This window comes from Cohnella lubricantis (assembly GCF_014212015.1).
Classification (GTDB): domain Bacteria; phylum Bacillota; class Bacilli; order Paenibacillales; family Paenibacillaceae; genus Cohnella; species Cohnella lubricantis.
Genome location: NZ_JACJVN010000033.1, coordinates 14,918 through 28,290, shown reverse-complemented (window position 1 = coordinate 28,290; position 13,373 = coordinate 14,918). Strand labels below are relative to the sequence as shown.

15 protein-coding genes are annotated in these 13,373 nt (G+C 55.1%); 8 read left to right on the top strand and 7 right to left on the bottom strand.

Annotated features, from left to right (window positions below; translation table 11 throughout):
* Positions 1-15: 15 nt before the first annotated feature.
* The 4 genes from H4Q31_RS09030 to H4Q31_RS09015 are packed head-to-tail and all read right to left on the bottom strand — an operon-like array spanning position 16 to position 3,837.
* Entirely contained in the window at positions 16-1,152 is a 1,137-nt protein-coding gene (locus H4Q31_RS09030) for a beta-ketoacyl synthase N-terminal-like domain-containing protein (RefSeq protein WP_185178746.1), read from the bottom strand.
* A 25-nt stretch (positions 1,153-1,177) separates the two neighbouring features.
* Positions 1,178-1,624 carry a 3-hydroxyacyl-ACP dehydratase FabZ gene (gene fabZ / locus H4Q31_RS09025; RefSeq protein WP_185178745.1) on the bottom strand — a complete coding sequence of 149 codons (447 nt, stop codon included), beginning with the start codon at positions 1,622-1,624 and terminating at the stop codon, positions 1,178-1,180.
* Positions 1,625-2,794 (bottom strand): ABC transporter permease, encoded by a 1,170-nt coding sequence (locus H4Q31_RS09020; RefSeq protein ID WP_185178744.1) that lies wholly within the window; start codon positions 2,792-2,794, stop codon positions 1,625-1,627.
* A 26-nt stretch (positions 2,795-2,820) separates the two neighbouring features.
* Positions 2,821-3,837 (bottom strand): ABC transporter ATP-binding protein, encoded by a 1,017-nt coding sequence (locus H4Q31_RS09015; protein WP_185178743.1) that lies wholly within the window; start codon positions 3,835-3,837, stop codon positions 2,821-2,823.
* 233 nt (positions 3,838-4,070) lie between these two features.
* Here H4Q31_RS09015 and H4Q31_RS09010 point away from each other — a divergent pair, with 233 nt between their 5' ends.
* The 7 genes from H4Q31_RS09010 (at position 4,071) to H4Q31_RS21960 (ending at position 9,507) form a co-directional block, all read left to right on the top strand.
* Positions 4,071-4,352, top strand: a complete 282-nt coding sequence (locus H4Q31_RS09010) for an acyl carrier protein (RefSeq protein WP_185178742.1) — start codon at positions 4,071-4,073, stop codon at positions 4,350-4,352.
* Positions 4,353-4,367: 15 nt separating this feature from the next.
* Complete coding sequence (locus H4Q31_RS09005) at positions 4,368-5,123, top strand: SDR family NAD(P)-dependent oxidoreductase (protein WP_185178741.1); 756 nt, start codon at positions 4,368-4,370, stop codon at positions 5,121-5,123.
* Positions 5,123-6,001, top strand: a complete 879-nt coding sequence (locus tag H4Q31_RS09000) for a glycosyltransferase family 2 protein (RefSeq protein ID WP_185178740.1) — start codon at positions 5,123-5,125, stop codon at positions 5,999-6,001. Before H4Q31_RS09005 ends, H4Q31_RS09000 begins: the two co-directional genes overlap by 1 nt.
* A 29-nt stretch (positions 6,002-6,030) precedes the next feature.
* A complete protein-coding gene (gene ribB / locus H4Q31_RS08995) occupies positions 6,031-6,711 on the top strand; it encodes a 3,4-dihydroxy-2-butanone-4-phosphate synthase (protein ID WP_185178739.1) in 681 nt (226 codons plus the stop codon).
* Positions 6,708-8,000 (top strand): lysophospholipid acyltransferase family protein, encoded by a 1,293-nt coding sequence (locus tag H4Q31_RS08990; RefSeq protein WP_185178738.1) that lies wholly within the window; start codon positions 6,708-6,710, stop codon positions 7,998-8,000. Before ribB ends, H4Q31_RS08990 begins: the two co-directional genes overlap by 4 nt.
* A complete protein-coding gene (locus H4Q31_RS08985; RefSeq protein ID WP_185178737.1) occupies positions 7,984-8,739 on the top strand; it encodes an SDR family oxidoreductase in 756 nt (251 codons plus the stop codon). The genes H4Q31_RS08990 and H4Q31_RS08985 overlap by 17 nt, the downstream gene beginning before the upstream one ends.
* A gap of 66 nt (positions 8,740-8,805) precedes the next feature.
* Entirely contained in the window at positions 8,806-9,507 is a 702-nt protein-coding gene (locus H4Q31_RS21960) for a 4'-phosphopantetheinyl transferase family protein (protein ID WP_185178736.1), read from the top strand.
* On the opposite strand, the gene H4Q31_RS08975 is transcribed toward H4Q31_RS21960, so the two are convergent.
* Together H4Q31_RS08975 and H4Q31_RS08970 are read right to left on the bottom strand one after the other, a co-directional pair.
* Complete coding sequence (locus H4Q31_RS08975) at positions 9,448-10,095, bottom strand: response regulator transcription factor (RefSeq protein WP_185178735.1); 648 nt, start codon at positions 10,093-10,095, stop codon at positions 9,448-9,450. The two genes, H4Q31_RS21960 and H4Q31_RS08975, sit on opposite strands and share 60 nt — an antisense overlap.
* Positions 10,096-10,112: 17 nt before the next feature.
* Positions 10,113-11,096, bottom strand: coding sequence for a sensor histidine kinase (locus H4Q31_RS08970; RefSeq protein WP_185178734.1), 984 nt, complete (start codon positions 11,094-11,096; stop codon positions 10,113-10,115).
* A gap of 352 nt (positions 11,097-11,448) precedes the next feature.
* Here H4Q31_RS08970 and H4Q31_RS21770 point away from each other — a divergent pair, with 352 nt between their 5' ends.
* Positions 11,449-12,093, top strand: coding sequence for a LuxR C-terminal-related transcriptional regulator (locus H4Q31_RS21770; RefSeq protein WP_311771705.1), 645 nt, complete (start codon positions 11,449-11,451; stop codon positions 12,091-12,093).
* Positions 12,094-12,198: 105 nt separating this feature from the next.
* Here H4Q31_RS21770 and H4Q31_RS08960 read toward each other — a convergent pair whose 3' ends face one another.
* Positions 12,199-13,347 (bottom strand): sugar ABC transporter permease, encoded by a 1,149-nt coding sequence (locus tag H4Q31_RS08960; protein ID WP_245347169.1) that lies wholly within the window; start codon positions 13,345-13,347, stop codon positions 12,199-12,201.
* Positions 13,348-13,373 lie beyond the last annotated feature (26 nt).

Here is a 13,373-nt window from a genome sequence, read left to right as displayed (position 1 = left end):
GCCGATCCCTCCCTTCTACGGTTTATGGATGACGGTCGTCATCGCTTGTCCGCGTGTAGCGTCATAAGCGTTGATCAGCAACTTCTCCATCGGTTCTGCGCGATGCGTTAATGACGCCGATGCAACCGCGGCCGAGGCTGCCGCCACTTCCAGCTCCGCCGGCTCGTATACGCTTGAACGCAGCAGCCTCATCGAAGCAACCGCAACGCCCAATATGGAGCCAGAGCCGAACACTTCCCCCGTCCACTTCTTCGGCAGCACCAGCTCCGCCCGGTTCAAGAGGCCGATGCCGACCGCGCTGCGCTCCCTCCTATCTAGCAAGCTGGAACCGTTGGCGCATCCGATGACCGCGGTAATCGACGATGCTCGTTCAGCGCTTAATGCCTCCGAGACGGTTCGATGCAAGCCGCCGCCTCTGAATGTCCGCGGTCCCGTCGTTCGGAACCCTGGGTCTGTCGCAACGCTTATATGGTCCACATAAGCGATGGCCGCTCCTCCCCGGTCAACCGCCGCTCGCTCTGTCTCGAGAACTAGGGCTACAGCCCCTTCGCCTATCGGGATATTCCGGTCAATGACGTTATGCTTAACATAGCCTCTGGTGTACAGAGGATTCAATTCATCGGAACCGCCGACGATAATCCGTTCGGCCCGTCCGGTCTGCAGCAGGTCGAATGCGTACATCAGGGAACCCGCGCCGCCAAGCGTGGAGCTCAATCCCTTCAAGCCGAGAGCGATGCAGGCTTGTCCGGAAGCGGCGTTCGCTACCACGTTCGGGAACAACAGCGGAGAGATGGTCGGATCGCTGCCTAAAGCTTCCTCCAAGATGGCGCTGACGCATGAGGCGGAACCCATCCCCGTATCGAGAATAAGGCCGACATCGTCCAATTGGTCAAAGGGGCGACCGACCGATTCGGCGTGGTCCATGGCCATCCGGACGGCGGCGGTCGTCATTTGGCTGATCCGGTCCATCTTGCGAACCATCGCTCTCGGAATGTAGGCTTTATAGTCCGTTCGGGTTACCGGGTATCCCCATGCTCCTTGCTCCAGTTGAACCGGGTCGGACGGCTTCTTGCTCAAGCCGTCGATCGCTTCTTGATATCCGATGCCTAAGGAAGATACGATCCCGATTCCCGTGACACATACTTTGTCCATATGGCGCCTCCTTCCACTGACGAATCTACGAATCGTTGTTCACTATGAATTCCGCTCGGGCGACGGCTTGGCCTTGGACGGCGGCCTCCGTTCGGTATTTGATCAAACTGCCGAACTCTCCTTCCAGCACTGCCTCCAGGATGACCTGATCCCCCGGAACCACCTCGCGAAGGAAATGGACGTCCGTAATTCTCGCAAGCCGGGGATGCTCGACCTTCCGCTCTAGCGGGATCAGAAAACGCCCGATCTGCGCCATCGCCTCGAGCAGCAGAACGCCAGGCATAATTGCGTAGCCCGGAAAGTGGCCGAGGAAGACGGGGTCGGAGTTCGTTATATTCTTCAGCCCTCTCACCCTGCCTTCCCCGATCTCCAATACGCGGTCAATCAACAAGAAGGGATAACGATGGGGCAAATAGGCCGTGACATCCAGCTTGGTCACATCCAGCTCTCTGTCGTGCAGTATCCCGCTCATTTAATGGGCTCCTTCCGATACGAATTGGAACCGGATCAGTCCAATCAAGTAGAAGACCAATCCAAATCCGAGCAGCACGCCGATCAACGGCAAGACGTCAAGGATGCCGTAGCCCTTCAGCAAGATATCCTGATAAGCCGTCATGGCCCAGCCTTGCGGCGTCGCTTTGGCGAGCGTCTGCATGAAGGAAGGCATCATAAACAGCGGAACGTAGCAGCCTCCTACAGTAGCAAGCGTGAACGTAAATAGAGTGGCGACGCCGCTCGCCTGCGCCTGCGTCTTGGACAGCGACGTGATCATGAGCCCAAACCCGACCGCCGCCGTTACCGTCGCAGCGGTTACGAGCAGAATCGACCCGAAGTTCGGCAGTCTTAGCCCGAATAGGAAGAAGCCCGTCGAGAAGATGACCAGCACTTGGATGAATCCGACGACGAAATGCGGGAGCAGCTTGCCCAGCATAATGGCGTACGACTTGGTCGGACTGGTCAATAGTCTCTTCATCGTTCCGATATCCTTCTCCATGAAGACGTATTGGGCGATTGTAGCCGCGATAAAGAATACGAACGAGACCGTGAAGCCCGGGAAGTACTGTTGTGCCGAGCTTGGCTCGACATCGTTCGCACCTCCTCCCACCACCTCCTCTTGAACCCCGATCGCCTCTCCTACTCCCGCTTGACTGTAGATATCGTCTAGATTCAAATCCGGCTGCGATTGAATGGTAGCGGTCATTGCGGCGTTCTTCTGCTCGTCGTTCATCGCGGAGAATGCAGCCTGAATCTGACCGTAGACAAGACGCGAATTCGCCAGTTGGGCCGGATTCGCATAATAGACGGCTTCCACTTGGCCTTCGGGATTGTCTTCCAAGGAGATGGCGCCGAGTATCTCGCCGTCTTCCACCTTCTGCTTGGCTTCCGCCAGCGTCGATTCGCTCCAGTCGACGCCTTCGACCTGCTTGATGGTCTCCATGACCATGCGGCTCTTCTCACCGTTAGCAATGATCGGAATATGGATCGTGGAAGAACCGCCGTCGTTCCCGCCGCCGAACACCCCGCCCAATGCCAAAGTTAGCACCGAACTGAACATCAAGGGCAAGACAAACAGATTGATAATCGTCCCGCGGTCCCGCAGCATGATTAACGTGTCCTTCCAGAATATTCGCAAAGCTCTCATGATTCGATCCTCCTCTATACCATCCGTTAATCACGCAGGCTTTTGCCCGTCAGCTTTAAGAACACGGTCTCTAGCGAAGGGGGCAGCACCTCGCAATTGACCGGTTCAATCCGATAGTCGCCGATCAGCCGGTTGATCCGGTTCAACGCTTGAACGAGCTTAGGCGCGACGCAAGTGACCAGGTTCGCTTCGGTATCCAAAGCCAGAGAGACTGAATCCGATAGCTCCGGTTCTGCTTCGAGGATGCGCGCGGCGTCGGCAGCCTGAATCTTCAGTCGAACAACGGCCTGGCCGTGTTGATCCAGCAGTGTCGGGACGGGATTGCACTCGATGATCTCCCCATGGTCCATGATGCCTACGCGTCCGCACAGCTGCTCGACTTCCTCCATGTAATGGCTGGTATATATAAGGGTCATGCCGTCCCGGTTCAGCTTCTGCAGCGTCTCGAAAATATAATTGCGCGATTGCGGGTCGACGCCGACGGTCGGCTCATCGAGGATCAATAGCTTCGGATCGTGCATGAGGGCGGCAGCGATGTTAAGTCGGCGCTTCTGTCCGCCGGACAACTTGCCTGCTCTCGGCTTATTCGCCCGGTCGGATAACCCGACGATCTCCAGCGCCTCCATCGCCTTAGCCTTCAGCTTACGCCCGCCAAGGCCGTACATTCCGCCGAAAAATAGCAGGTTCTCCATGCAAGTAAGCTGGGGATAGATGCTTAAGTCCTGTTGGACGACCGCAATCTTCTTCTTCAGCTTGCTGTTATGGCGGGACATCTTGTCGCCGAAGATATCCACGGAGCCTTCGGACGGCTCCAGCAGTCCGGATACGATGGATATAGTCGTTGTCTTACCTGCTCCATTAGGGCCGAGAAGTCCGAAGAATTCTCCTTCGCGTACGTCCAGATCGATCCCGTTAATAACCGAATGGCCGCCGAACTTCTTGCGCAAGCCCCGAAGCTGCAGTACGGCCGGTCTATCCTCCGGCAATGCTTCGGGCTTGATGCGTGTCTCGTTGTCCATGAGGTCGTGAACAGCTGTACTCATACCTGCCTCCTCCATTTATCCGAACTAACAGCCAAGTTTCGCCGCTATCCTTCCACCAATTCCAACATTAGCATAATCCAAGCGACTGGGACCCTAGTATAATGTCTGGTTTTAAGACTGGTACTTCTACTAGGTCACGGAGCGTATTCGGAGTGATATAGTCCTAAATGGAACGATTACCGCCCGTTTATCTGGGTTATTCGTCAGAATAAGGTGAAGGAGGATCAATCGAAATGACAATTGTTAGCAAGAATCAGCTGGAGTATTCGGACGATGCGTTGAAGCAGATGATTATAGACAGGATGAACCTCGATATGGAGGTTGAGGATTTGACGGACGATATCGAATTGGCGGATGAAGGACTTGGGCTCGATTCGATCGATCTGCTGGAGATCGCTTCCCGGCTGCAGAAGATCTTCGGTATTTCGATCACCCAGCGCAATGTAGAGGCGTTCAGGACGATCGGGACGCTTTGTGAATATTGCAATCGCAGCTTACAAGAGAATCAGGCATAGGGGGCTCACGGTGATATGTCTTTTCCCGCCTATGGAAGCCCGAATTGCGCGCTCGTAACAGGCGGTTCCCGAGGAATCGGGGCTGCTTGCGCCGTTAAGCTGGCTTCGGTTAGCAGGCGCGTCGCCATCACGTACCGGCATTCGGAGAGACAAGCAAGCGAAGTCGCGGACCAGATCCGGGAACAGGGCGCCGAAGCGATCTTAATTCAAGCGGATTTGACGAACCCCCAGTCGTGGGGAGAGCAGTTGGATGCCTTTCTGAAGGAATCCGGCCCTGTCGATTTTGTCGTCAATAATGCCGGCATCAGCCGCGACAATCTTTGCTTGCACGCAACGCTGGAAGAGCTGGAAGAGGTATTTCGCGTGAACGTATTCTCCTCTTGGGTAACGCTAACGAAAGCCGCTTCGCACATGGTCGAGGAATCCCGCGGGCGTATCGTCAACATCTCGTCAATTGCCGCTCATGAGAATTCCCCCGGCAGGAGCGTCTACGGTGCCTCTAAAGCCGCGCTCACCGCCTTCACTCGCTCATTCGCCAATGAACTGGGCAGGATGAACATCCGAATTAACGCGATCGCGCCGGGCTTTATCAATACCGAACTGCTGGCGGATATGCCGGATAAGGTCAAGGACGGGTACATAAGGAAAATTCCTCAAAGGCGATTCGGCGAGCCGGAGCATATCGCGGATATGGTCATGTTTCTCGCTTCGGACGCGGCTGATTATCTCAACGGGTCCATCATCCCTATCGATGGAGGGATGTCTACCTGATGGATGCCTCCGTCATTATTCCTACCTTCAACAAAGCCTCCCGGCTCTGCCGGGTTCTGGAGGCCTTCCGCTACCAGACAGTGCGGTCGTTTGAGGTCGTGGTGTGCAACGACGGGTCGACAGACGAGACGGCTAAAGCGTTGGAGGCGTTCGCCGGCGGGGGCCTGCCCTACAGCTTGAAGGTCACGAACACGGCCAATCAGGGAGCGGGCGCCGCCCGCAATCGAGCGGTAAGCGTCTCGCGCGGAGACATCCTTATTTTCAACGATGACGATATGATCCCTTCTCCGCGATACGTCGAAGCCCATATTGCGGCCGCCTCCAACGGCCGGTTCGTCTCCCGGGGCGAACGGTGGACCGTTCCCATCGAGGTCGCCGAGACTTTCGCGTCAGAACCTGCCGCACCGGAAGGTCTTGAGAAGCTGTGGACCGCCTCCAGACTGTCCGTAGGCGAGAATTGGACGCGGACAGCTCTCACCGTCAGTCCCGGCCACTACTTCAAATGGCTTCAGTCTTGCACCAGCAACCTGGCCATCTCCCGCGAAGGCTTCGACCGGGCAGGGGGCTTCGACGAGCATTACGGAACCCGCTGGGGAGCCGAAGATACAGACTTCGGCTACTGCGCGGACAGAGCCGGCTGGATGATGACCTACAACCCGGAAGCCCTTAATTGCCACTTGGAGCATTCAACATCTTCATCTGCGAAATTCGAGCAAGCCTACCCTAACTTCCTGTATATGCAGTCGAAATATCAAAACCGCGTCATCGACACGCTGCTCGATTTTATCTCGGTCAAAATTGCCGGACAAGCGTCCCATGATCTGTTTAACGAAGACGAATTCACGAACGATCTGCCGCCTAAGGTTGCTTATCGCTAACCTTAAAGCTAAGAAGGGAGCGACTTCTAATGCCTTCCGACATCACCCTTAATCTCCTGAACGGGATGGAGCACTTTAAAAAGGGCCGCCCCGTCATTATCATCGACGACTTCACACGGGAGAATGAAGGCGATATTGTCATTGCCGCCGAGTTCGCCAGTCCGGAAATCATCAATTTCATGGCGAAGAACGGCCGCGGATTAATTTGCGTGGCGATTGACGAGCAGCTGGCGCGGCGCTTCGATCTGGATCTGATGGTGAGGGATAACAGCGAGAGTCATCGGACGGCGTTCACGGTCTCCATTGACGCCCATCCGAAGCACGGCATCACGACAGGCATCTCCGCGTACGAACGATCCAAAACGATCGAAGTGCTCCTGGATCCGACCAGCCGCAAAGAGGATATGTGCAGGCCCGGCCATTTATTTCCGATTATCGCGAAGCCGAACGGCGTGATGGACCGCCGCGGCCATACCGAAGCTTCCACCGATCTATGCAAGATGTGCGGCTTGCGGCCTGCCGCCGTCATCGTCGAGATTATGAAGAGCGACGGCACCATGGCGAGGCTGCCGGATCTCCGCAAGCTCGCTAAACGCTGGGACATGCCTCTGCTCTCGATCGAGGAGATTCATGCGGCCAGATCGCAACGGGGGACGGAGATGAGCGGTAAGTCCGATCTGCAGCTAGCGTCGGCGGGAGGAAGTCTATGATTCTGCTGCGGACATTAGAGCTGTATATTCGCCGGCATATCGCCGCTGTGTTCGAGACTCCGTTCCCCAAGCCTCCCTTCATCGTGGCTGCCAACCACACCAGCTACTTCGATCACTTTCTATTGTCCTGGCTCATCATTAGCCGAGGGCTTCCGTATCCCAAGTTCCTGACGAAGCAAGAGCTGTTCGATTCTCCGTTCTCCGCATGGTTCAATCGCACGGCGGGCGGCATCCCCATCAAGCGCGGCAGCGTCGATACGGAGGCCGTGGATGCGGCCGGCCAAGTGCTCGAGCATGGCGGCGTTCTGGTCGTCTACCCGGAAGGCACCCGTTCGAAGGATGGCAGAATCGGGTTTCCGCGCGCGGGCGTCTCCCTTCTCGCTTCCCGATATCAAGTACCGGTCGTGCCGATCGGTATCTTGGGATCGAACGCGGTTCTCCCGATCGGGAAGCGGATTCCGAGAATGCGGCGACATGTATTCCTGCATATGGGACTGGCGCTCACGCCGCCGGGAGATCATCGGGCCGAACAGAAGAAATTCTCGCTGGAGATCCTTAGGCAGACCGCACACTTGAGCGGACAATGGTCATCTCATTTGGGCGAGGTAACCGAAGATGAGATCGAAGCAAGGGAGAGGACTCTTCGTGACCTTCATCCGACTGCCAATCGCGGCGAGCTTCTGGAAGAAGCGAACTTGTGGCTGGAGGAAGCTTTCCGCAGTTCTCCGGCGCGGGCAGAAGAACTGCTCGTTCGGTGCGTGAAGAGGTTGAGCATTCGCGAGCTGCGCGGCAACCCGTATGCACAAGTCGACTTGGGACGAGCGTATGCTAAATTGGCAGATTACAAGCAGCAGCCTTTAAGCAAAATCCGTTTAGCCTTGCGCGGCAGAAGGCTCATTCAGTCCGGGCTGAAGCGGAACCCGTTCAATCCGATCGGCTGGCATGCATGGGCTGTGCTGAACGAGCGACTGCCCTCTATCCTAGGGGGGAATGCCGTTATCGGACTCCATTCGCATCGGATTGCCGTATCGCTGCATCCCAATTGGCGGCGCGGCGGTCTGCACTTGGCCCAGGCGCTCATGGATCGAACAGAATATAAAGAAGCGCAGCATTGGTATCAGAGAGTCCTCGAGATGAGCGATACCGACCCGCGCGACGCTACCCGGGCCGATATTGCGGCTCGCATGCTTCAATCCATTCGGGAATCGGCTTCCGCATTGGCTGCCCCCCTGCAGACGGAGTCCGACACTCCCGCTCCAGAAGGAGGATTCGATGAACGACAACGCTGAAATTGTAGTCATAACAGGCGGAACGCGAGGCATCGGACGTGCCATCGCCGAACAGTTCTGCCATCCTTCCGCCCATCTTATCCTTACCTACTTGCAAGACTCGGACAGCGCCGCGACAGCCGTTGAACAGCTTAGGCCGAAATGCGCCTCTGTCGCAGCCCGTCAGGTGAATATGAACGATCCTGAAGATATCGGCACATTCGCAGATTTCGTCTCGTCCCATTATCCGCATGTCAGCCGGTTGATCAACAACGCGGCTGCCGGCGTCTTCCGGGATCTTGAGAATTTGAAGTTGAAGCATTGGGACTATACCTATGATGTTTGCGTTCGATCGATATGGCATCTGTCGGTGCTATTGAAGCCGCAGCTTCGTAAGGCTCCAGGCGGAGCGACCATCATCCATATTTCTTCGCTGGGATCGCAGCGATACCTGGCGAATTATGCGGCGATCGGCACAGCCAAAGCCGCCTTGGAATCGTTAGGCCGCTATATGGCGATGGAATTTGCAGGCGACAACATTAATGTGAACACGGTCTCCTCGACAACGATCGCGACGCACGCGCTTGACCGTTATCCAACTCAGCAGAAGCTGTATGAAGCAACGCTGGAACGAACGCCGGCCGGCCGGCTCGTCTCTACAGATGATATCGCAGGTGTCGTACACTTCCTGTGCAGTCCTCGCGCGGCCATGATCAGGGGACAAGTCATCGTGGTCGACGGCGGATTCAGTCTAACTTAGAACCCGCAAAGGAGGGATCGTGTCCTGCAGCTGTTCGCGGTAAATATCGCTTCGGCAAGCGATGAGATGGTCCGCCTCGCCTTGCCTTACGTCTCATGTTCAAGGCGCAGGCGAATCGAGCGGCTGATCCTAAGACGCGCTGTCGCCCAGACCTTACTGTCCGAGCTGTTAGTTCGATATGTTGCCATCAACAGCTTTAGAATCGGCAACGAACAGATTGCGTTCGGCTTCAATCCGCATCAGAAGCCATTCGTAATCGGCTTGCCGAATTTCCATTATAATATATCGCATTCTGGAGACTGGGTATTATGCGCGGTTGACACGCAGCCGGTAGGCATCGATATCGAGAGAATCACCAGCACGGACAGGGATATAGCTCTTGAATACTTCGCGCCAGACGAACAGCGATATCTTAACTCGGCGATTGGCATATCAGAGAGGCGTCACCGATTCTACGAAGTATGGACTAAGAAAGAAAGCTATGTCAAAGCGATTGGCGCCGGTCTGTCAATGCCTCTCCATTCCTTCTCCGTAATGGACACGGAACAGAACGCCAACTGCCGCTTCCAGTTCCGTCTGTTCGATTCCAATTACGCCGTTTCGATCTGTGCGGCTCATGATGAATTTCCCGAACAGATCGCGATCAAGCCGGTTCACCAGCTTCTCCAACTCTGTCAATCCGGCCAAGAACATGACACGCAGAAGCCGCTAATGGATACCGAGGCTGCGAGCCGTTTGAATCGCTTCGCCTCGATGGCGAACGCCTAACTTGCCATATAGAGAGGATATGTAGTTCTTCACCGTTCCTTCGCTCAGATAAAGCTCGGCGGCGATCTGAGCATTCGATGAACCTTTACAAATTAACCGAAGCATATCATATTCTCTGGGTGTTAGCGTGGACAGCCCATTGTTCGGCAAGTTAATCTTCATACCAAATTGAATCTCCGGCGCATACATTCTCCATTGCGGCGTCCACTTCTCCGGATCCCATCTGCCCTTGACGATCGCCCGGATTGCTTGCAGAAGCAGATCGGGAGGAACTTCCTTTAAGAAGCACGCTGAAGCGCCGGCGTTTAGCGCATCAATAAGCCACTCGTCATGGTGAAAAGTCGTTAAGATCAGGATGAGCGTATCCTGATGCCGGCTCCGAATTTGGCGAGTGGCCATCACGCCGTCTATCTCAGGCAGACGAAGATCCATTAAGATCACATCCACCGGCTGCCGAGCCGCGCAATCGACCGCCTCCTTTCCGTTTGCGACTTGCCACGTTACTTGAATGTCCGGCTGCATAGAGAGAACGATCGCTAAGCTCTCCCGGATCAATGCCTGATCCTCCGCAATTCCAATCGCAGTCACGATAACATCTCCTTCCGTTAACAGAACTCCAGTTGAGTTGAATTGAAGCGCATCGGGATGAAGGCTTCAATCATCGTTCCTCCCATCTGGCTCTTCGTACGCTTGATCTCACCCCCAAATTGTTGAACGACGTTCTCCATCGTCTTCGTCCCGATCCCTGCTGTCGAAGAAGGCTGAGGACTATCGCTTATCGTTCCTATTCCGTTGTCCGATACCTTAAGAAGTAAAGCGTCATTCCCTACGTCCAAGAGGATGCTGATTCGGGTCGACTTCCCATGACGAACCGCATTCGTCATCGATTCTATGCTGATACGGGCAATAGCTTCGGCGACTTCGCTCGCCATCCCCAATCGGCTCCAATTCACCTTGGCCAGCTTCAATTCCACTTCGATATTCATGATGTCTCGAAATCGCGATACGGAATCCTCCAAGAAATTCATCCATTGGGACGGCGTCTTGCGGCCGTTATGCCAGACCGACAAGCTTTCTCTCATCTGGTTCAATCCATCCAGAGCCGCTTTGCGGGCTTTGGATATAAATTCCTGTCTTTGCGGTTCTTCTACGTGCAAGGCCACGTCCAGCGCGCGTACGACGGCTATCCAGAATTGGCCGGTTAAATCGTGCAATTCGCCGGCTACCCGGATTCGTTCCTGTTCGGCTGCGTATACTTCTTTCTCAAAATCGGATACGGTCACCATTCGTCTTAGCCTTTCTTTGTGCTTATAGAGTTCACTGAAGAAAAGCGCGTAACTGCCAACGAGAGCCGTAATCACCATCTGCCCCCACGAATTCTCGATCGGTACGGAGAACCATTCGTCAAAGGCCAACAGAATGCCTTCCATGGACACGATAAGCCCGCAGCTCTCCCGCAATGGCAAATGAACGCAGCTTCTAAGCATGGGAGAGAACAACAAGTAGAGAATTTCTTCGTGGCGGTACAATCCCGCCAATACGACAATCAGAACCGTCTCCGCATAAATTCCTTTACGCAATGTACGCAACGGAGAATCGTGTCTCTTCCCCTGGTCTCCGACACACCAGGCGGCTATAAATGCGCTCAAAGCCCATACCGCCCAGTGAACGTCCATTCTCCGGCTCATCACCATGAGTGCGATCGCGGAGTAGCCTAATAATCGAAATAGGATGTACCCAGTCCTCATGATCTCACCTTTCACATGACTAACCATGACAAAAGTAAGTGCAAATATGACTTTTTATTCGTTTATCATAATGATATCAACACTCCTCCTTCGATATTTCCGCATAATTATCCATTCTCTAACTGACAAGAAATCCCTCCTATTGCTTTGAATTTCCACTCGATATCGAGACGGATAATGGGGTGAATCATGAGTGATTAAGGTTCGAGCACTGATCATCGACCCGCTGCCTGTCTTCATGGACGGAATCTATCGGATCCTGCACGGTCTACGGCTTGGAGAATATTGCTTCGAAGTCGTCAAAGCCCCTGCATTCGCGGATAAACCGTTAGAACTAATTATGCAGGGCAATCCGGATCTCGTCATTATGGACCAGCACTATACCTCCGCTTGGTTGACCAGACATCTCGCTCAACTCGCGCAGGCTTCCCAACCGCCTCGGATACTGGTGCTTCTGAACGAGCCCTCGATCCATGGCATCATGCGGTTGATCCGCCAGAATCTAACCGGGTTCTTGATGAAGACATGCACGCCGGAACAGCTGATTCAAGGCATATCGGATCTAATGGCCGGAGATCTCGTTCTACCTAACGAACAGACCAAGAAAGCATTGATCAAAGCCCGCCTATTCGACGAGAACCGATTGACCTCCCGCGAGAGCGAGATTCTGCAATTGGTAGCTGACGGATTGTCTACGACAGAGATCGCCAAGCAGCTGTTCATTAGTCCTCGAACCGTCCACTACCATATCAGCAATATCATGAACAAGCTGAACGTATCCTCGCGGCTTAAGGCGGTGATCGTCTCCAGAGAGAACGGATTGATCTCCAACTTCTAACGAACGGCGGAGATGTCTTATCAAATGCAGATAACACCAGGCGCTTCGTTCCCTGGTGTTATCTTTAGGTTCCCGTATGATTGATCGGAGAGGTCCCGCCGGATGTTAAGCTCTCTTCCTGCGCGTCATGACGTCGAAGATAACGGCCGCTGCCAGCACTGCGCCGCGGATCATGTACTGATAGGAGATGCCGACGCCCATCAGGTTCATGCCGTTCGTCAGCGACATCATGACGATCGCGCCGATGATCGAGCCCGTCACCTTGCCGACGCCGCCGGCCGCCGATACGCCGCCGACATACGCCGCGGCGATGGCGTCAAGCTCGAACAGCGTGCCCGCGGTCGTCGTAGCCGAATTCAGGCGGGCGGTATAGAGAATGCCCGACAGCGCCGACAGCAGACCCATGGAGCCGAAGACGATGAACGTGATTTTCTTCACGCTGATGCCGCTCAGCTTCGCCGCTTCAGGATTGCTGCCGACCGCGTAGATGTGGCGCCCGATAACGGTGGAGCTCGTCAGGAAGTGATAGATGGCGACGACGGCCAGCATGATGATCATCGTCCAGGAGAACCCTTTGTACCCGGCCAGCACCCACGTGATGTAGGCGATGATTACGGAGACGAAGACGAGCTTGATCGTGAACATCGTGTTCGAGATGACTTCGAAGCGATACTTCAGCTTATTCCGCCGTTTGGAGACGTCACTATAGATGAAGAAGAGAATAAAGACGGCGCCGAGAATCAAGGTCAGCACGTGCAGGCCGCCGACCGTGGCGATATCCGGAATGAATCCGGTGCCGAGCGCGTTGAAGCGCTCGTCCTCCACGAGAATCGTGCCGGTCCTCTCCGTCACCTGCAGCAACGCCCCTCGGAATACGAGATACAGCGCCAGTGAGGCGACGAACGATGGAATGCCGATCTTCGCGATCAAGAAGCCGTTGACCAGGCCCAGGAAGATGCCGATCACCAGAATGATCGGAATCGTCAGATAGACTGACATTCCCGCGTCGGACATGAGGATAGCGGCGATGGCTCCCATGAAACCCGCGGCATACCCGACGGACAAGTCGATATGCCGAATGACGATGACCAGCGTCATGCCGACGGCCAGCACCGCGATATACCCCGTCTGATCGAGCAGGTTGCTGATGTTCCGGGACGAGATGAACAGGCCGTCCGTCAAGAACGAGAAGACGACGACGATGACGAACAGCGCGATGTACATGCCGTATTCGCGGATATTCTTCTTCGCCATCGTTCTCGCTTCCGCGGCAAAATTGG

What these genes read in the sequence shown, in the direction of transcription:
- H4Q31_RS08960 (WP_245347169.1), bottom strand. Translation starts at nt 13,347, where the DNA reads ATGGCGAAGAAGAATATCCGCGAATACGGCATGTACATCGCGCTGTTC.
- H4Q31_RS09030 (WP_185178746.1), bottom strand. Translation starts at nt 1,152, where the DNA reads ATGGACAAAGTATGTGTCACGGGAATCGGGATCGTATCTTCCTTAGGC.
- H4Q31_RS09005 (WP_185178741.1), top strand. Translation starts at nt 4,368, where the DNA reads ATGTCTTTTCCCGCCTATGGAAGCCCGAATTGCGCGCTCGTAACAGGC.
- H4Q31_RS09015 (WP_185178743.1), bottom strand. Translation starts at nt 3,837, where the DNA reads ATGAGTACAGCTGTTCACGACCTCATGGACAACGAGACACGCATCAAG.
- H4Q31_RS08985 (WP_185178737.1), top strand. Translation starts at nt 7,984, where the DNA reads ATGAACGACAACGCTGAAATTGTAGTCATAACAGGCGGAACGCGAGGC.
- fabZ (WP_185178745.1), bottom strand. Translation starts at nt 1,624, where the DNA reads ATGAGCGGGATACTGCACGACAGAGAGCTGGATGTGACCAAGCTGGAT.
- H4Q31_RS09020 (WP_185178744.1), bottom strand. Translation starts at nt 2,794, where the DNA reads ATGAGAGCTTTGCGAATATTCTGGAAGGACACGTTAATCATGCTGCGG.
- H4Q31_RS09010 (WP_185178742.1), top strand. Translation starts at nt 4,071, where the DNA reads ATGACAATTGTTAGCAAGAATCAGCTGGAGTATTCGGACGATGCGTTG.
- ribB (WP_185178739.1), top strand. Translation starts at nt 6,031, where the DNA reads ATGCCTTCCGACATCACCCTTAATCTCCTGAACGGGATGGAGCACTTT.
- H4Q31_RS08990 (WP_185178738.1), top strand. Translation starts at nt 6,708, where the DNA reads ATGATTCTGCTGCGGACATTAGAGCTGTATATTCGCCGGCATATCGCC.
- H4Q31_RS09000 (WP_185178740.1), top strand. Translation starts at nt 5,123, where the DNA reads ATGGATGCCTCCGTCATTATTCCTACCTTCAACAAAGCCTCCCGGCTC.
- H4Q31_RS21960 (WP_185178736.1), top strand. Translation starts at nt 8,806, where the DNA reads ATGGTCCGCCTCGCCTTGCCTTACGTCTCATGTTCAAGGCGCAGGCGA.